19 protein-coding genes are annotated in these 15,675 nt (G+C 67.1%); 9 read left to right on the forward strand and 10 right to left on the reverse strand.

All coding sequences use genetic code 11. The annotated features are described in order from the left end of the window. Positions 1-258: 258 nt before the first annotated feature. Both ACXYMN_RS08435 and ACXYMN_RS08440 read right to left on the reverse strand, forming a co-directional pair. Complete coding sequence (locus ACXYMN_RS08435; RefSeq protein ID WP_459013124.1) at positions 259-528, reverse strand: GlsB/YeaQ/YmgE family stress response membrane protein; 270 nt, start codon at positions 526-528, stop codon at positions 259-261. A 115-nt stretch (positions 529-643) separates the two neighbouring features. After that, complete coding sequence (locus ACXYMN_RS08440) at positions 644-1,231, reverse strand: rhodanese-like domain-containing protein (RefSeq protein WP_459013125.1); 588 nt, start codon at positions 1,229-1,231, stop codon at positions 644-646. A 132-nt stretch (positions 1,232-1,363) separates the two neighbouring features. Here ACXYMN_RS08440 and ACXYMN_RS08445 point away from each other — a divergent pair, with 132 nt between their 5' ends. After that, entirely contained in the window at positions 1,364-1,549 is a 186-nt protein-coding gene (locus tag ACXYMN_RS08445) for a PLD nuclease N-terminal domain-containing protein (RefSeq protein ID WP_459013127.1), read from the forward strand. Between the two features lie 133 nt (positions 1,550-1,682). Here ACXYMN_RS08445 and ACXYMN_RS08450 read toward each other — a convergent pair whose 3' ends face one another. After that, positions 1,683-2,090 (reverse strand): universal stress protein, encoded by a 408-nt coding sequence (locus ACXYMN_RS08450; protein WP_459013128.1) that lies wholly within the window; start codon positions 2,088-2,090, stop codon positions 1,683-1,685. Between the two features lie 59 nt (positions 2,091-2,149). Further along, entirely contained in the window at positions 2,150-2,422 is a 273-nt protein-coding gene (locus ACXYMN_RS08455; protein ID WP_459013130.1) for an I78 family peptidase inhibitor, read from the reverse strand. A 123-nt stretch (positions 2,423-2,545) separates the two neighbouring features. Here ACXYMN_RS08455 and ACXYMN_RS08460 point away from each other — a divergent pair, with 123 nt between their 5' ends. Further along, positions 2,546-2,929 (forward strand): hypothetical protein, encoded by a 384-nt coding sequence (locus ACXYMN_RS08460; RefSeq protein ID WP_459013131.1) that lies wholly within the window; start codon positions 2,546-2,548, stop codon positions 2,927-2,929. Positions 2,930-3,020: 91 nt separating this feature from the next. Then, positions 3,021-3,971 carry a glycosyltransferase family 2 protein gene (locus ACXYMN_RS08465; RefSeq protein WP_459013133.1) on the forward strand — a complete coding sequence of 317 codons (951 nt, stop codon included), beginning with the start codon at positions 3,021-3,023 and terminating at the stop codon, positions 3,969-3,971. A gap of 101 nt (positions 3,972-4,072) precedes the next feature. Here ACXYMN_RS08465 and ACXYMN_RS08470 read toward each other — a convergent pair whose 3' ends face one another. Next, on the reverse strand, positions 4,073-5,218 hold the full coding sequence (locus tag ACXYMN_RS08470) for a S1C family serine protease (protein WP_459013134.1): 1,146 nt from the start codon (positions 5,216-5,218) through the stop codon (positions 4,073-4,075). Between the two features lie 254 nt (positions 5,219-5,472). On the opposite strand from ACXYMN_RS08470, the gene ACXYMN_RS08475 reads away from it, so the two are divergent. The 3 genes from ACXYMN_RS08475 to ACXYMN_RS08485 all read left to right on the forward strand — a co-directional run bounded on the left by ACXYMN_RS08475 (position 5,473) and on the right by ACXYMN_RS08485 (position 7,845). Further along, positions 5,473-6,147 carry a response regulator gene (locus tag ACXYMN_RS08475; RefSeq protein ID WP_459013135.1) on the forward strand — a complete coding sequence of 225 codons (675 nt, stop codon included), beginning with the start codon at positions 5,473-5,475 and terminating at the stop codon, positions 6,145-6,147. After that, complete coding sequence (locus ACXYMN_RS08480) at positions 6,144-7,502, forward strand: HAMP domain-containing sensor histidine kinase (RefSeq protein WP_459013136.1); 1,359 nt, start codon at positions 6,144-6,146, stop codon at positions 7,500-7,502. The genes ACXYMN_RS08475 and ACXYMN_RS08480 overlap by 4 nt, the downstream gene beginning before the upstream one ends. 82 nt (positions 7,503-7,584) lie before the next feature. Then, on the forward strand, positions 7,585-7,845 hold the full coding sequence (locus tag ACXYMN_RS08485) for a hypothetical protein (RefSeq protein ID WP_459013137.1): 261 nt from the start codon (positions 7,585-7,587) through the stop codon (positions 7,843-7,845). Positions 7,846-7,870: 25 nt separating this feature from the next. On the opposite strand, the gene ACXYMN_RS08490 is transcribed toward ACXYMN_RS08485, so the two are convergent. The 3 genes from ACXYMN_RS08490 to ACXYMN_RS08500 all read right to left on the reverse strand — a co-directional run bounded on the left by ACXYMN_RS08490 (position 7,871) and on the right by ACXYMN_RS08500 (position 10,727). After that, the gene (locus ACXYMN_RS08490; RefSeq protein WP_459013138.1) at positions 7,871-8,434 is read right to left on the reverse strand and encodes a hemerythrin domain-containing protein; all 564 of its coding nucleotides are present in this window, start codon (positions 8,432-8,434) and stop codon (positions 7,871-7,873) included. A gap of 51 nt (positions 8,435-8,485) precedes the next feature. After that, a complete protein-coding gene (gene dacB, locus ACXYMN_RS08495) occupies positions 8,486-9,988 on the reverse strand; it encodes a D-alanyl-D-alanine carboxypeptidase/D-alanyl-D-alanine endopeptidase (RefSeq protein WP_459013140.1) in 1,503 nt (500 codons plus the stop codon). Between the two features lie 121 nt (positions 9,989-10,109). Then, positions 10,110-10,727: a nicotinate-nucleotide adenylyltransferase gene (locus ACXYMN_RS08500; protein ID WP_459013141.1), complete on the reverse strand. Its 618-nt coding sequence runs from the start codon at positions 10,725-10,727 to the stop codon at positions 10,110-10,112. A gap of 259 nt (positions 10,728-10,986) precedes the next feature. Between ACXYMN_RS08500 and ettA the strand changes: the two genes are divergently transcribed. Continuing rightward, a complete protein-coding gene (ettA, locus tag ACXYMN_RS08505) occupies positions 10,987-12,642 on the forward strand; it encodes an energy-dependent translational throttle protein EttA (protein ID WP_459013142.1) in 1,656 nt (551 codons plus the stop codon). Here ettA and ACXYMN_RS08510 read toward each other — a convergent pair. Continuing rightward, a complete protein-coding gene (locus ACXYMN_RS08510) occupies positions 12,639-13,430 on the reverse strand; it encodes an REP-associated tyrosine transposase (RefSeq protein WP_459013143.1) in 792 nt (263 codons plus the stop codon). The genes ettA and ACXYMN_RS08510 overlap by 4 nt on opposite strands. Before the next feature lie 247 nt (positions 13,431-13,677). On the opposite strand from ACXYMN_RS08510, the gene ACXYMN_RS08515 reads away from it, so the two are divergent. Together ACXYMN_RS08515 and ACXYMN_RS08520 are read left to right on the forward strand one after the other, a co-directional pair. Next, positions 13,678-13,884 (forward strand): cold-shock protein, encoded by a 207-nt coding sequence (locus ACXYMN_RS08515; RefSeq protein WP_459013394.1) that lies wholly within the window; start codon positions 13,678-13,680, stop codon positions 13,882-13,884. A 160-nt stretch (positions 13,885-14,044) separates the two neighbouring features. After that, positions 14,045-14,950 carry a DMT family transporter gene (locus ACXYMN_RS08520; RefSeq protein WP_459013144.1) on the forward strand — a complete coding sequence of 302 codons (906 nt, stop codon included), beginning with the start codon at positions 14,045-14,047 and terminating at the stop codon, positions 14,948-14,950. Here ACXYMN_RS08520 and ACXYMN_RS08525 read toward each other — a convergent pair. Then, positions 14,922-15,599: a thiamine diphosphokinase gene (locus ACXYMN_RS08525; RefSeq protein ID WP_459013145.1), complete on the reverse strand. Its 678-nt coding sequence runs from the start codon at positions 15,597-15,599 to the stop codon at positions 14,922-14,924. The genes ACXYMN_RS08520 and ACXYMN_RS08525 overlap by 29 nt on opposite strands. Between the last annotated feature and the right edge of the window lie 76 nt (positions 15,600-15,675).

Below are 15,675 nucleotides of genomic sequence, written 5' to 3' on the forward strand. Positions count from 1 at the left end.
CCCGGCGCGCACCCTGCCCCGGACCCGATCCGGGGCCTCTCTTGAGCCCCATTCAAAACGCTCGGTACGTCGGCCCGCGGGATGGCGCTACAACGGTCGAACGCGGGCGCTTTATCCCAGCCACGCCCGCGCGAAGATCGAAAGAGGTACACACGGCATCAAAGCGCCAGCCCACCGGAGCGGGCAGGCGCTGGCGCGGCGGCTGCAGGCAGCCTTGCTCCGCGCCTCGGTTTCTCAGACACCGTGGTCCATGCGCCCTCAGCGCTCCAGCTTCCGCGCGATCGCCAGCACGATGACCGCTCCGACCAGCGCAACGGCGAGGATCACCAGCAATCCCCCGGCGGCCAGGATCCCCACGCCCAGCGCCGCCAGAATGAACGGCAGGGCGACGGCCCCCGCTACACCCAGCACCATGTAGCGCAGGCGGTGCCCGCCCGCGATGACGCTGGCGATAAAGCCGGACAACAGACCGACCAGCACCAGCAGGGTCAGTGACACCGCCCCCAGCACATCAAGAAACGCTTCCATCTTCACCTCCTTGCAGGTTCCGGCAGCTTGCCGCGCGCCCGCCACCCCCCGCAACCCCGCCCCGGCCCCGCGCCGGGGCCTCGGATCGAAAAACGCCCGCGGGCAAGGCCGACGCTCAGCTTCCGCCCGCGACGGTCAGACCCAGCATCCGCCAGCCCTGCATGCCCCAGCGGTAATAGCTGATCTTCTCGGCCGGAAACCCCGCCTCGACGATGCGCCGGATCGCGGTGGGCGACTGGCCGCACCACGGGCCGTTGCAGAACAGCACGATCGCGCCCACGTCGGGGCCGCATTCGAAGCCCTCGAAATCCGGCGCGCAGCCCAACTCGTGCAGGCGGTCGGCCATCTCCGTGTAGGGCATCGAGATCGCGCCGGGGATGGTGCCGGTTTCCCAATCGGGACGCACGCGGCTGTCGATCACGGTCACGTCGGGGTCCTGAAGCGCCGCCAGCAGTTCAAGTTCGCCAATGGTGGTGACACCCGGCGCGGGCTGCATCGGCTGGATGCAGAAGTCGGGGCAAGGCCGCGAGGTCTGCGCGAAATCGCCGGTCAGCATGTGTCCGGTGTCCTGGATGCGCGAAATCTCGACCGGGCCGCTGGCCGTCTCGACCGTCACCGAGGCGGTATCGCGGGTGATGTTCACCACGTCGTTGGCCTGCGCGGCACCCGCGAACAGGCAAAGACAAAGGATCGTTCTCAGCATTTTCGTTCTCCCTTTTCCGGCCACATGTCCGGATCTGCGCCGAAATTGATGCACCGGCCTTGGAACCCGATCCGTCACCGGTCGTTAACAAGTATATCAAATGCAAATATCCGCAATCTACGGAGACATCTCATGGAATATGGACTTTTCGGCCTGATCATCCTCGTTCTGGACCTCTACGCCATCTACAAGACCATCACCTCCGGCGCATCGACGCTGGCCAAGGTTTTGTGGACGCTGGCGATCCTCATCCTGCCGATCCTGGGCTTCATCGCCTGGCTCGTGGCGGGTCCGAAAGGCGCAGACGTCCACGTGTGACGCTGCCCGCGCGGGTCAGACCCAACCCTGCAGATCGGGGCCGGGGCACATGGGTGCCCCGGCCCTGTTGCGTTCGGATCGCGCCCGACCTGAACGGCCCGGACCGCCTGGACGGCCCCGGATCGTCGCCTGTTCAGCGAATGACATGCACCGAGCAGTCCGCGTGCCGGACAACGCGCCCCGCGGTCGACCCCAGCACCCAGTCGGCCAGTTCGGGCTTGTGCGACCGGATGATCACCAGATCGACCTTGAGGTCCTTGATCCGGTCCAGGATCAGCGTCGGCGCGTGCCCGTGGATCACCTCGAGCGCGATGTCCGGCGCATCCGCCAGCGCAGCTTTCAATGACTTTTCCGCCTCACCCTGCGCCTGCTCGAAAATCAGGGCCGGGACTTCGGCGGCGATATAGAGTGGCACCGCCTCGATCACGGCAATCACCGCGATCTTGGTGTCCTTGTCGGCCAGCGCCCGGGCCACGGTCAATTGCTCGGCCAGACGTTCGGGATGATCCGGGGCGACGGGAATGAGGATGTTCTTGTACATTGGCAAATCTCCTTGAAATCACATTTGGCACGGCCGAGGGCATCGGGCCTTGATCTGGATCACCCGCAGCGAAACTCGATCACGAGCCCCGTGTCGTCGGTCAGCACATTCAGCCGGTCGATGCGGTAATCCATCGTCATCATGCTGTCCGGCGCAAGCACCCGCACGGACCGGTCCGGCGGGAACGTCAGGCTCGACGCGGGCTGTCCGATGCTGCCCGCATATTCCGACGCGCCGCACGGATCCTCCCCCTTGCTGTCCGGCGGGGTGCCGCCCGCCTCGACACATGCGGTCAGTGCGACCCCCAGGGCAAGCGCATGGAATCGCGACATGGCATTTCCTTTCCCGAACCGTTTGCGGCAGGGTAGCCATTACAACGGCCGGTTGCCAAGCTCGGCCGGCGTCACCGGCCCCGGCCATGTGCCCGGCAACGCGAAGAACCAAAGGACGTCCCGATGCGACCGCTCATCGCCCTGCCCGCGCTTCTGCTGCTGTCGGCCTGCCTCAGCCCGCTCGAGCGATGCGTCGAACAGGCCAATCGCAGTCTCTGGGCGGCAGAGGCGGAACTGGCCGAACTGGAAGCGACGCTGGCCCGCGGCTACGCGCTGGAAACCCGGGAAAGCACGATCCCGTTCTTCGCGACCTGCTACGACTCGGGCACGCAAAGCCGCGTTCCCTGCTTTCACGATGTCACCCGGACCACCACGCGGCAGGTGGCCGTCGACCTTGTCGCGGTGCGCCGCCGCGCCGATGCGCTGAATGCCCAGATCGCCGCCCTGCGCCCGGGGGCGGACGCGGCCTCGGCGCAGTGCCGGGTTGCGCTTGCCGGGGTGGAGTAGCGGCCACAGTCGCCCGGCCCCTTGCCCCCGGCCTCTTTACGGACCGCGCCACGCCGCCCTATCGTGGCCGAAAACCGAGCGGTGAGGCCCGATGAAGATTGCAGCGCTGACCATGGTCTATCAGGACCACTGGTATCTTCGCCAATGGCTGCGCCATTACGATGCCCTGATCGGACGCGAGAATTGCGTGGTGGTCAGCCACGGCGATGCCCCCGAGATCCGCGAGATCGCCAAGGGCGCACGCATCATCCCGTTTCCGCGCGAGGATCTGGCCAATTTCGACGATGCGCGCTGGCTGTTCCTGAATGACCGGCAGGCTGAACTGCACGACACCCATGACTGCGTCATCACCGGCGATGTCGACGAACTGGTCTTCGGCAGCGATGTGGACCGCCCGCTGGCGTCGGTGCTGGGCCAGTGGCGCGACCGACCTTGCGTCTTTGCGATGGGGTTCGACCTTGTCGAGCATCCGGGCATGGAGGCGCCGTATGACGACGCCAGACCGCTCTGGTCGCAGCGCCGCTACGGGCTCTGGTCGTCGGGCTATTCGAAACCGGCGGTGACTTTCCAGCCGGTCGCGTACCGGCCCGGGGCGCACCGGGCGCTCGATGTGCCCTACTACCTCGCGCCGGGGCTGCATCTGGCGCATATCCACTACGCCGACAGCCGCCAGCTGAAAGCCCGGCGCGACACCCACACGGAAGTTGCCGCCCACTGGCCGGACCGGGCGCGTTTCACCAACCACTGGAAGCCCGGAGTCGAGCGCGACATCGCCATTGCCGATGCCGACGCTGACATCCCGGGATACGAGGAAAGCTACCTGGCCTTCTACGCGATGATCCGCGAAGGGTTTCGCGGACGCGGGCGCGGCGTCGGGGCCCCGCGCACGGGTGGCAAACTGCCGTTCCGACTGCCCGCCACCTTCGCACGCATCGCGGCCCCGGCCGCGCAAGAGGCGGCCACCGCCATGCCCAAAAAGAAGGCTGCAAGCCGCCCCAAGACCACAAGGACCACCAGGACCACAAAGCGCAAGGCCTCCTGAGCGGCACGGAAAAGGCGCGGAAGCCTTGTGCCTCCGCGCCTTCCCCGCCGTCCGGGCCGGCGATGCCTTGGGGACTGGCCCGCCCGGATCCGGGTCCGGGCTTACGCGTCAAGGTTGGCGCGGTCGCCCAGCGTCACGGTGACGGAGGTCTCGTTGCCGCGGCGCAGATAGGTGATCTCGACCTCGGCACCCGGACGTTCGGTGGCGATCGCGCGGGTCAGATCGCGCGGGGTCTCGACCGCCGTGCCGTTCACCGACAGCACGATGTCGCCCTGCTTCAGCCCCGCGTCCTCTGCCGGGGTGTCGGCGGTCACGTCGGCGATCATCACGCCCTTGCCGTCGTCAAAGCCCAGCGCCATCGCCACCTCGTCGCTGACCGGCTGGATGCGCACGCCAAGCCAGCCGCGCTCGACCGAGCCGTCATCCGCCAGATCGGCCACGATATCCGCCGCAAGATCCGACGGCACCGAGAAGCCGATCCCGACAGAGCCGCCCGTGGGCGAGATGATCGCGGTGTTCACGCCCACAACCTGGCCCTGCTCGTTGAACAGCGGCCCACCGGAATTGCCCCGGTTGATCGCGGCATCGGTCTGGATGAAATCGTCGAACGGGCCCGCGTTGATGTTGCGGCCCAGCGCCGAAACGATGCCCGTGGTCACGGTGTTGCCAAGGCCGAACGGGTTGCCGATGGCGATCACGTTCTGGCCAACCTTGAGCGACGTGCTGTCGCCAAAGCCGACGAAGGGCAGATCGTCACCCTCGATGTCCAGCACCGCGATATCCGTCGCCGGGTCCATGCCGATGATCGTCGCCAGATGCTCGGAGCCGTCCTCGAAGGTCACGGTGACCTCGTCGGCACCTTCGACCACATGCGCGTTGGTCACGATGCGCCCGTCCTTCGAAACGATGAAGCCGGTGCCCGCACCGGTGATGTCGCCGCCGGGACCGCGCGGGCCGCCGGGCTGGCCGGGCATCGGCATCCCGAAGCGCTTCTGGAATTCCTCCATGAAGTCGCGCTGTTCACGCGGCATCTCGGCTGCGGCGGTCTGCGCGCGCTTGGTCACCTCGATGGTCACCACCGCGGGCGACAGTTCGGCCACGAGATCAACGTAATCGACGCCCATGCTAGGGGCGGCGGTCGCGGGGGTTGGGGTGGCACCGAGGCTCAGCGCGCCGCCGGTGGCGATTAGCGCGGCCAGTGCCACACCGGTAAACAAGCTTTGCGGTCTGCTTGCGGTTTTCATCATGGTCTGGTCTCCGTTTTCGGTGTCTTCGGACAGTCTGGGATGGTTCAATCTGGGATCGCCGCCCGGGGTGGATGACCCGGGGTTGATCCCAACATCGGTCATCAAGATTGCAGGGACGCACCCGCGTGCATTACAACTGTGCAAGGTTTCTCACAGGGGCGGCACATGCGCGGCAGATCGGGGTCAACCCCTTGAACTTGCGCGTCCCGCACCCCTTGTTGCGGTGACCCGCCCCCAGCGAACGGCGCTTGCACATGAAGATCCTCGTCGTCGAAGACGATGCCACCACCGCAGGTTTCATCACCCGTGGCCTGACCGAGGAAGGCCACGCGGTCGATCATCTGTCCTCTGGCCGCGACGCGCTGAGCCTTGCGATGTCGCAGCCCTTTGATGTGCTGGTCGTCGACCGGATGCTGCCGGATCTGGACGGGCTGTCGCTGATCAAGGCGCTGCGGTCTGCCAAGGTCACCACGCCCGCGATCTTCCTGACCGCCATGGGCGGGCTCGACGACCGAATCGAGGGGCTGTCGGCGGGCGGCGACGACTACCTCGTGAAACCTTTCGCCTTCGGGGAACTCTCCGCGCGGATCGCCGCGCTTGGCCGCCGTCTGCCGATGTCGGACGCCGCCGAGACCGTGCTGCGGGCGGGCGATCTCGAGATGGACGTTGTTCGCCGCACCGTCACCCGCGCGGGCCAGTCGCTGGACCTCTTGCCGCGCGAGTTCGCGCTGCTTGAACATCTCTTGCGCCGCAAGGGTCGGGTGCAGACCCGCACCATGCTGCTCGAGGCGGTGTGGAACATCCATTTCGATCCGCAGACCAACGTGGTCGAGACGCATATCTCGCGGCTGCGCGCCAAGGTCGACAAGCCGTTCGCGCGCGATCTCATCTTCACCGTGCGCGGGGCGGGCTACAAGATCACCGAATGAATGCCCCGCGCGCCAGCCTGTCGAACATCGTCCGCTCCACCCCGGTGCGGATCGCGCTCTGGCTCGTGCTGGTTTTCGCGGCGGTCAACCTGGTGACGCTGGGCGGCGCATATCTGACCCTGAAGGCACAGGCAGAGGCGTCGATCCGCACCGACCTGGTCGCCGAGATGGCGGGGCTCGACATCACCGCCACGCCCAATGCGCTGCGCACGCTGGTGCAGGCCCGCGCCAGTGCCGCCGATCCGCGCGAACGGGTCTACCTGTTTCTCGGCGACGATGGCCGCCGCGCCGGAAATGCCGATGCGCGCCTTGCCGACGGGCAGGTGATCCTGAGCGCGGCACCGGGCGACAGGCTGTCGGGTGCGGGCTATCTGCAAGAGGTCCGCCGCCTGTCATCGGGTCTTCTGGTGATCGCCCAGAGCCTTGAACGCATCGAGGATCTGCGCCGCACCTTCCTGTGGTTGCTGGCGCTGTCTCTCCTGCCGACCTTCGTTCTCTCGCTGGGCCTCGGCACGCTGATCGCCCGCCGCTCGGCCCGGCGCGTGGCCCGGATCGAGGCGACGCTGGGCAAGATCGCGGCCGGGGACCTGTCGGCGCGCTACGATCCGGGGGCGGCGGGCGAGGATGACCTCACGCGGATCGGACGCGGCGTCAACCGCATGGCCGCGCGGCAGGAAGAGGCGACCGAAGCGCTGCGGCAGGTCAGCGCCGACATTGCCCACGACCTGCGCACGCCGCTGCAACGCATCGCGGTACTGCTCGACGAATTGCAGGCCAAAACCGAACCGGACGACCCCCGCGCACCCTTGGCCGACCGTGCCCGCGCCGAGGTCGAGCGCGCGGTACAGGTGTTCCGGTCGCTGCTGCAGATCGCGCAGATCGAGGGCGCGGGTCAGCGCGCCGACGTGGCCCCGGTCGACCTGTCCGGGATCGCCCGCGAGATGGTCGAACTATACGAGCCTGCCGCAGATGAGGCAGGCGTGACCCTGACCGCCGATCTGCCGCCCGATCCGGTATGTGTCAGCGGCGACCGCGCGCTTCTGGGGCAGGCGCTGGCCAACCTGATCGAGAACGCCCTGCGCCACGGTGACGGCACGCCCATCACGCTGTCGGTGACAGATGGCCCCACCGGTCCCAGCCTGTCGGTGGCCGATCGCGGGCCGGGCATCCCCGAGGACGAGCGCGGCCATGTCACCCGCCGCCTCTACCGGCTCGAACGCAGTCGCACGACGCCCGGAAACGGCCTTGGGCTTGCCCTGGTCGCGGCAATTGCACAGGCGCATCGGGCCGACCTGCGCCTTGCCGATAACGCCCCGGGGCTGCGCGCGACGCTGCATTTCGCGGCCCCCGGATAATTATTTTCGCCCGGGCCTTGTGCGGCCTTCGCGCCCCCCCATTTTCGCGATATCGAAACCCCGTTCCCAAGGAACCACGCGCATGCGCACCCCCTTCATCGCCGCCCTCATCGCCCTGACGCCGCTGGCGGCTTTCGCCGACGAGACCTCGGGCACCGTCCTCGCCTATGACCGCGTTGCCAATATCCTCGTGCTTGGCGACAAGTCGGTCTGGTCGCTCGAGACCCTGAAAGAGGTGCCCGCGGATCTGTCCGCCGGTCAGCGCGTCACCATCACCTACACGTCGAACGGCGATAACGGCTGGTCTGCGATCAACGCCGTGACCATCACCGACAAGGGCTGATCGCGATCCGGGCGGACCGGCGGGCCTATTGCAGCCCGCCCGGTCCGGTCCTGAGGATCACCGGCACGATCAACTCTTCCTCGTCGGTCAGGTGCCGGTTCAGCAGCCCCTCGAAGGACAGCAGTTCGTCTCGGAAACGTCCGGTCTCAGCCGTGCCGTTCAGGACCGCGTTGGCCGACGTGGCAAAGCGATCGAGCAACCCGTCCATGTCGTGGTGATCGGATTCGAGGATGTCGAACCCCCTGGCCACCCGCGGCTCAAGCCCGACAAGCTTCGGAAAATAGTGGCGATCCTCGATCCGGTGATGGCCATGCAATTCGTTCAGCAACATGCCGCCATAGCGTGACAGCCGCGGATCGCGCGCCGCGGTGTCCATCTTGCCGTCCATCTCGGCCTCTGCATCCGCGCGCAGGACCGCGCAGATCTGGCGGAACATGCTGTGGCGGCCCAGCCAGAATTCCACCAGCCCGGTAAAGTTCGGATGCGCCTGCCAGCCGGTCTTGGGGTAGTCGGCGACCAGCACGCGCAGCGCCTCGGGCAGGCCCGCCCGGTTGGCCAGCCGCAGCGTGTCGTCGATCCTGACGGTCATGGCGCGCATCGCCGGGCTGTCAGGCGGGCCCGCGGGGCGTCGCGGACCGGCTCAGATCGGCGCATAGACGACGCTCCAGCGCCGCAACAGCGCCTGCTGCAACCGCTTGGCCTTGCCGTTCCAGCTGCGTCCGCCGGGGGGGCGTTCGCGTTCTTCGCGCGAGATTTCCGCGCGGCGGCCCAGATCGGCCGAGAACACCGCGAAGGCCAGTTCGGTGCCGTCCGGCAGCGTCTGGAACCCGGCCAGCCCGGAGACGAAATTCAGCGTTCCGGTCTTGGCGCGAATCTCGACGCCGGAATTCGGGATCGCGTTGCGGTCGTCGTCCTGCAACGGGATATCCTTGAGCAGGGGCCTGAGGGTCTTTCGGCCCCGCAGCGCGATCAGCCCGCGCACCATGTCCACCGCCGAGATGCGGCTGGCGTCGCCAAGCCCCGAGTGATCGACAAACGCAATCCTCTCGAGTCCCAGCGTGGTTGTCGCCCAGCGGTTCATGCTTTCGGCGGACGCCAGCAGACTCGTGGGCGCCGCCCCCATGGCAATGCTGGCCGCAAGCCCGACCAGTTCGGCGGTCAGATTGGTCGAATAGCGCAGCATGTCGCGCAGGATCCGCTCCAGCGGGTCGCTTTCGACCGTTGCCACGACACCGGTGTCCTCTGGCAGGGTGTCGATATTTTCGGGCGCCTTGAGCCTTATGCCCTGCGCGCCCGCGAGGGTCTGAAACACCTCGCCCGCGTAAAGCTCGGGCTGGCGCACCGGCAGCCAGCGCGCCCCGCCATTGCCCAGCGCGGATCTGGCCACGGTCCAGTCGTCGCGCCCGCCGGTGTCGCGATAGGTGTAGATCGGCGTGCTGCGCGCCACCACGACCATGCGCGCCATGGTCACTTCGGGCCGGTACTTGGCAGACCGGCCATCCATCGTGACGGCATAGTCGGCCCCGGCCTTGCGCCACTCGAAATGCACGCGGTTGTAGTTGAGGTTCAGCCCCGAGATCGCCGGATTGTACCCCACGTGGTCCGGTTGCTGCGGGTCGATGCCCGCGATCTTCGGCAGCGCCCCGCCCCAGACGAGGAACCGGCCCCGGACCTCGCGCAGGCCCGCTGCCTTGATCGCTGCGCCAAGCTCGGCCAGCCGGTCGGTGTCAAGCGTCGGATCGCCGCCGCCCGCCAGGATGAGATCCCCCTCGAGCACGCCTTCCGCGCTGATCGGCGCGGTCGCGAGCACCCTGGTGGCAAAGCGGTGATCCGCCCCCAGCGCCTCGAGCGCATAGGCCGCAGTCAATGCCTTCGCCACGCTCGCGGGCGGCAGGTTCAGGGTCCCGGCATATTCCTCGAGCACCTGCCCCGATCCCACATGCGCCACGGCGACGCTTGTGGCACCGCCAAGCCGGGCCTCGGCGACCAGCGTCTGGACCGACGGGATCGACTTGACCAGCAGATCGGGGGCACGTGCGATCGGGCGCAGCGATGCCTCTGGCGCGCGCGCAAGGGCCGGGCCCGCCAGCAGACCAGCGACCATCCCTGTCAGGAACCTGCGTCGAGCTTTATCTGTCTTCATGCCACCGACATAATACAGGCTGTCCGGGCAGAACAAGGACAGCGCATTGCAATTCCGCGACCCGGGGCCGGTGATAGCGCGATTGTCATTGGCGAACGCGGACAAAGGCGACGGTGGCGGCCTATGCGCCCTGCCCCGCATGCCTTGCCCTGATCGCGGTCGAGCTGAGATCGCTCATCGGCATGTTCACGAAACACCACGCCGGGGCCGAGGCCCACGGCAAAAGGCGCGCCTGCGACGCCGGGATACGCGCCCGGGCAAACCGCCGCGCCGCGACCGAGCGACGCGCCGCCATGCGCGCGCCGGGTCGGGCCAGAACCCCCACCGGCACGCGGGCCATGATCGCCTGCCAGTCCTGCCAGAGATGCAGCTGCGCCAGGTTGTCGGCCCCCATCAGCCAGGTAAAGCGGACCTGCGGAAACAGTCGCTGAATGACGCCGATGGTATCCGCGGTATAGCGCGTGCCGATCCGGGCCTCGATATCCGAGACCACCACGCGCGGCCGCGCGACCAGCGCCCTTGCCGCGCGCAGCCGGTCGGGCATCGGCGCGGGACCATGCGCCTTCAGCGGATTTCCGGGCGAAACAAGCCAGACCACGCGGTCAAGCCCGAACCGGTGCAACGCGGCCTGGCTGATCGCGACATGACCGGCATGGGCAGGATCGAACGAGCCGCCCAGCAGCCCGACGCGTAGGCCCGGCGGCAAGGTCAGTCCGATATCGCTGCGAATGATCGACATGCTTCGGTTGAAACACCGGATCGGGCGCGAAGGCAATCGCCGGTCTCCGGTTCGGTGCGCGGATATCGCCACGCGATGCAACAGCGCGGCGTCTCGGCTGCCCGGTCTTCCGCGCGGGACGACGCGATCCTTGTGGCAACCCCGCGCCGGTCGCGTCCGTCACCCCCAGAAGACGGTGTGCCCGGCCCCCTCTTCCAGTGCGATGCCAAATCCCGTAGAGAGCGGCCAACACGTCACACATCCGCAAGGGGGGCCTGCAATGGCAGCCTATCAATACGTCTATCACATGGATGGCGTCTCCAAGACCTATCCCGGTGGCAAGACCTGCTTCGAGAACGTCAAGCTGAACTTCCTGCCCGGGGTCAAGATCGGCGTCGTTGGCGTCAACGGCGCGGGTAAGTCGACCCTGCTCAAGATCATGGCCGGCATCGACAAGGACTACTCGGGCGAGGCCTGGGCCGCCGAGGGCGTCAAGGTCGGCTACCTGCCGCAGGAACCCGAGCTTGACCCCGCGCTTGACGTGCGCGGCAACGTGATGCTGGGCGTCGCGCCGAAGAAGGCCAAGCTCGACCGCTTCAACGAACTGGCGATGAACTATTCCGACGAGACCGCCGACGAGATGGCGCAACTGCAGGACGAGATCGACGCCGAGAACCTCTGGGATCTCGACAGCCAGATCGACGTCGCGCTCGAGGCGCTGCGCTGCCCCGCCGACGATGCCGACGTCACCACCCTGTCGGGCGGCGAAAAACGCCGGGTCGCCCTGTGCAAGCTGTTGCTCGAAGCGCCTGAAATGCTGCTGCTCGACGAGCCGACCAACCATCTCGACGCCGAAACCATCGCCTGGCTGCAGCAACACCTGATCGACTACAAGGGCACCATCCTGATCGTCACGCACGATCGGTATTTCCTCGACAGCATCACCAGCTGGATCCTCGAACTCGACCGCGGACGCGGGCTGCCCTACGAGGGCAACTACTCGGCCTGGATCGAGCAGAAGGCCAAGCGGCTGGCGCAGGAAGCGCGCGAGGACAAGGCCAAGCAGCGCACGCTGTCGCGCGAACTGGAATGGATGCGGCAGGGCCAGAAGGCGCGGCAGGCCAAGTCGAAGGCCCGCATCCAGTCCTACGAGAAGATGGCCAGCCAGTCCGAGCGCGAGCGCGTCGGCAAGGCCCAGATCGTCATCCCGAACGGCCAGCGGCTCGGCTCCAAGGTGATCGAGGTCGCCAACCTCAACAAGGCGATGGGCGACAAGCTGTTGATCGAGGATCTGACCTTCTCACTGCCGCCGGGCGGCATCGTCGGCGTGATCGGCCCGAACGGCGCGGGCAAGTCGACGCTGTTCAAGATGCTGACCGGGCACGAAGCCCCGGATGGCGGCTCGATCGAGTTGGGCGAAACGGTCGATCTGTCCTATGTCGACCAGAGCCGCGACGATCTGAACCCGACCGACACGGTCTGGCAGGCGATCTCGGGCGGGGCCGAGGTGATCAAGCTGGGCGATGCCGAGATCAATTCGCGCAAGTATTGCGGCGCCTTCAACTTCAAGGGCGGCGACCAGCAGAAGGTCGTGGGCCAGCTGTCAGGCGGTGAGCGCAACCGGGTCCACATGGCGCGGCTGCTGAAATCGGGCGGCAACGTGCTGCTGCTTGACGAACCGACCAACGATCTGGACGTCGAAACCCTGCGCGCGCTGGAAGATGCGCTGACCGAATTTGCCGGCTGCGCGGTGGTCATCTCGCACGATCGCTTCTTCCTCGACCGGATCTGCACGCACATGCTGGCCTTCGAGGGCGAGGCGCATGTGGAATGGTTCGAGGGCAACTTCGAGGATTACGAGGAAGACAAGAAGCGCAGGCTCGGGGCCGATGCGCTGGAACCCAAGCGGATCAAGCACAAGAAGTTCGCGCGCTAGACATCGCGCGTTGCACGGCAGCGGTGCCCTTCGCCCCCGGGCGGAGGGCCCTTGGCGCCGGTCGGGCGCACGGCCCCGGCACCTGCGGCGGATGTCGGCACGCGGGCCGCGAGCGATAGCGCATCCGACGCGGCGGTGCCTGCCGACCGGGCATCACGGGTGGCCTTGCCGCCGTCCGCCAGCGCATGGCACGGTCGCCCGCCCGCCAGCTTGATGTCCCGATGGATCGAGGAAAAGGGCCAGTCCTCTGCGCAGGATGCGAGCCCGTGTTTGACCGGGTCCTGCCAGCAGGTCCGCAACAGCGCGGCGTAGTCATCCGCATCCGCCACGACCCGGCGTTCGATCCGTCGTGACCAGATCCCGTTCGTGCCCTGCCGCATGGCCTTGGCCGACATCCCCTCGCGGGCGCGGCCCAGCGCGCGCAGCAGCGCCTGCGCCGGCGTCGCCCGCATCGCCCCCTGCGTCATCCCCTGCCTCAATCCCTGCGTCGCCCCTTGGGACAAACCGCGCGCCGGCCCGGCGCGTCGCAGACGGCGGGTGAACTGTGCCTGAAGATCGCCCCAGCGTTCGGCGGCATCCGGTTCATCCTCTGGCAAGGTCCAGACCGCGTGCAGATGATCCGGCAGAATCACGAAGGCGTCGATGTGAAACCACCGCTTGCGAAGCACGTCGCGCACCGCGGCCCGCAGGTGGCCCACCTCGTCGGTCAGCAAGGACGTGCCCCGCCGTGCCAGCCTGGCGGTCAGGAACAGGGTCGTTCCACGTATGTGTGGGTGGCAAAACGGCATGACCCGGCCAGCTTGCCTCATCGAATGTTAACAAGCCGTGAAGCGCGCCGATCCCCGCATGCCCGATCCGGCCGCATTTCGATTTTCCTTGTCACATGCCCTGGAATATGTCATATGCAATCTCGCTGACGATCTTCTCTTTCGACCCTGCTGTTCTCCGACCATCGGCACTCAGGTCTATCGATCAAGACGTGACTTCGCCGATCTGCCGCACTTCCGCGGGCAGGAAACAGTAAGGAATACTCACATGGCAACTGGCACTGTGAAGTGGTTCAACACCACAAAAGGCTTCGGCTTCATCGCACCCGAGACTGGCGGCAAGGACGTGTTCGTACACATCTCCGCAGTCGAGCGTTCGGGCCTCACCGGCCTCAGCGACGACCAGAAGGTCACCTTTGACCTCGAGACCGGCCGCGATGGCCGCGAGAGCGCGACCAACCTCGCCCTCGCATAACGGTTTTTCGACCTTGGGCCCCGCGCCCGGTCGCGACTGACAGAACCGCCCCGCCGCTGACAAGCGCGGGGCGGTTTTCGTTTGCACGTGTCCTGCCCCCTCGTTATCGCGAGCCGCGCCAGCCCTCGACTTCACCGTCGCCGGGCGGCAGGGTCGGCGCATGAGTGCACCCGGCCACATCGACCGCCCGCTGCTGGGCATCGCCCTGATGACGGGTTTTTGCGTGCTCGCCCCCCTGGGTGACAGCATCGCAAAGCTGCTGGGCCCGACGATTCCGGTGATGCAACTTCTGCTGGTGCGATTCGCGGCCCAGGGTCTGCTGATGGCCCCCACGGCGCTGCGCCGCCGCCCGCACCTGTCGCGCCGGGCACTGACCCTGATCGGGCAGCGTGCCCTGCTGCATATCGCGGGCATTGGCATGATGTTCACGGCGCTGCAGCACATGCCGCTGGCCGATGCTGTCTCGATCGCCTTCGTGATGCCGTTCATCCTGTTGCTGCTGGGCTGGCTCTGGCTGGACGAAGATGTCGGCCTGCGCCGCCTGCTTGCCTGTCTTGCGGGCTTTGCGGGCACGCTTCTGGTGCTGCAACCGGCCTTTGCCGACATCGGCTGGCCCGCGCTTCTGCCGCTGGGCGTGGCGGTCACATTCGCGCTCTTCATGCTGGTGACGCGCAGCCTTTCGCGCCACGTCGACCCGATCTCGATGCAGGCGGTGTCGGGCGGCATGGCGACACTGATGCTGTTGCCCGCCACCGCCCTTCTCGGCCTGTGGGTCGTGCCCACGGCGCAGGATGCGCTGCTGCTGCTGGCGCTTGGAGTGCTTGGGACCTATGCGCATCTTCTGATGTCCTGGTCGCTGAAATTCGCCCCGTCGACGACGCTGGCTCCGATGCAATACATCGAGATCCCCGTGGCCACGGCCTTCGGCCTGCTGATCTTTGGCGATCTGCCCGGCCCGCAGGCGGCGCTGGGGATTGCGGTGATCTGCGCCGCGGGTCTTTACGCCATCCATCGCGAAAGGGTCACGGCGCGGTCGCTCATGCGGGCCAGCGCGGGGCCGCCATGATCGCCGCCTGCAGCACCTCGGCCTGATCCACCGGAAGCACCAGCAACATCCCCGCCGCGTCCATCTCGAGCGTCACGGGCCCATGCGCCCGGTTCGACGTGCCGACCACGTCCCAGGGCGCGAATGTGGTCCCCTCGATCGGCCAGTGCAGCCCTTGCGACCGTCCCGACACCGACGCCACCGGCCAGAGCGACACCCGTGTCCCGGCAGCCAGCGCGAGCGACAGCCGCGGCGGGCAAAGCGCCACCACGTCGACCGCTCCGATCAGCAGGCAGGGCCGCGACGCGTACCGCGCCAGCACGGTGAAGGCCGCCAACTGGTGATCCACACGCCGCCCCAGAAACCCCATCGCGACAACCATCGGCGCATCGAGGTTGCGCAGACACTTGTCGAAATCCGTGCTGTCCTGTTCGTCGATCCGGTGCAGAATATCACCGGACAATCGGGCCCTTGCGGCTTCCGACAGCGAATCCAGATCGCCGATCACCGCGTCGGGCAGCCCCCCGGCACCCAGCACGGCGTCCGCGCCCCCGTCGGCTGCGACAACATGCCCGAAACGCGTCATGGCCTGTGTCAATAGCGCCTGATCGACCTCACCGCCCCCCACCAGAAGGATTGGGTCCGATGTGGAAACAATTGCATTAATCATGGCGAATTCATCTCAATTTAAGCCATGCACCACAATACAGACATGAAATGATACGCTGTAGGACGCAGATTCGGTC

The sequence above is a fragment of the Roseivivax sp. CAU 1753 genome (genome assembly GCF_054482575.1).

Coding starts and splice junctions, on each gene's coding strand:
- ACXYMN_RS08520 (WP_459013144.1), top strand. CDS start 14,045: ATGAGTGCACCCGGCCACATCGACCGCCCGCTGCTGGGCATCGCCCTG.
- ACXYMN_RS08435 (WP_459013124.1), bottom strand. CDS start 528: ATGGAAGCGTTTCTTGATGTGCTGGGGGCGGTGTCACTGACCCTGCTG.
- ACXYMN_RS08445 (WP_459013127.1), top strand. CDS start 1,364: ATGGAATATGGACTTTTCGGCCTGATCATCCTCGTTCTGGACCTCTAC.
- ACXYMN_RS08450 (WP_459013128.1), bottom strand. CDS start 2,090: ATGTACAAGAACATCCTCATTCCCGTCGCCCCGGATCATCCCGAACGT.
- ACXYMN_RS08480 (WP_459013136.1), top strand. CDS start 6,144: ATGAATGCCCCGCGCGCCAGCCTGTCGAACATCGTCCGCTCCACCCCG.
- ACXYMN_RS08525 (WP_459013145.1), bottom strand. CDS start 15,599: ATGATTAATGCAATTGTTTCCACATCGGACCCAATCCTTCTGGTGGGG.
- ACXYMN_RS08465 (WP_459013133.1), top strand. CDS start 3,021: ATGAAGATTGCAGCGCTGACCATGGTCTATCAGGACCACTGGTATCTT.
- ACXYMN_RS08460 (WP_459013131.1), top strand. CDS start 2,546: ATGCGACCGCTCATCGCCCTGCCCGCGCTTCTGCTGCTGTCGGCCTGC.
- ACXYMN_RS08440 (WP_459013125.1), bottom strand. CDS start 1,231: ATGCTGAGAACGATCCTTTGTCTTTGCCTGTTCGCGGGTGCCGCGCAG.
- dacB (WP_459013140.1), bottom strand. CDS start 9,988: ATGAAGACAGATAAAGCTCGACGCAGGTTCCTGACAGGGATGGTCGCT.
- ACXYMN_RS08490 (WP_459013138.1), bottom strand. CDS start 8,434: ATGACCGTCAGGATCGACGACACGCTGCGGCTGGCCAACCGGGCGGGC.
- ACXYMN_RS08470 (WP_459013134.1), bottom strand. CDS start 5,218: ATGATGAAAACCGCAAGCAGACCGCAAAGCTTGTTTACCGGTGTGGCA.
- ACXYMN_RS08455 (WP_459013130.1), bottom strand. CDS start 2,422: ATGTCGCGATTCCATGCGCTTGCCCTGGGGGTCGCACTGACCGCATGT.
- ACXYMN_RS08510 (WP_459013143.1), bottom strand. CDS start 13,430: ATGCCGTTTTGCCACCCACACATACGTGGAACGACCCTGTTCCTGACC.
- ACXYMN_RS08515 (WP_459013394.1), top strand. CDS start 13,678: ATGGCAACTGGCACTGTGAAGTGGTTCAACACCACAAAAGGCTTCGGC.
- ACXYMN_RS08500 (WP_459013141.1), bottom strand. CDS start 10,727: ATGTCGATCATTCGCAGCGATATCGGACTGACCTTGCCGCCGGGCCTA.
- ettA (WP_459013142.1), top strand. CDS start 10,987: ATGGCAGCCTATCAATACGTCTATCACATGGATGGCGTCTCCAAGACC.
- ACXYMN_RS08485 (WP_459013137.1), top strand. CDS start 7,585: ATGCGCACCCCCTTCATCGCCGCCCTCATCGCCCTGACGCCGCTGGCG.
- ACXYMN_RS08475 (WP_459013135.1), top strand. CDS start 5,473: ATGAAGATCCTCGTCGTCGAAGACGATGCCACCACCGCAGGTTTCATC.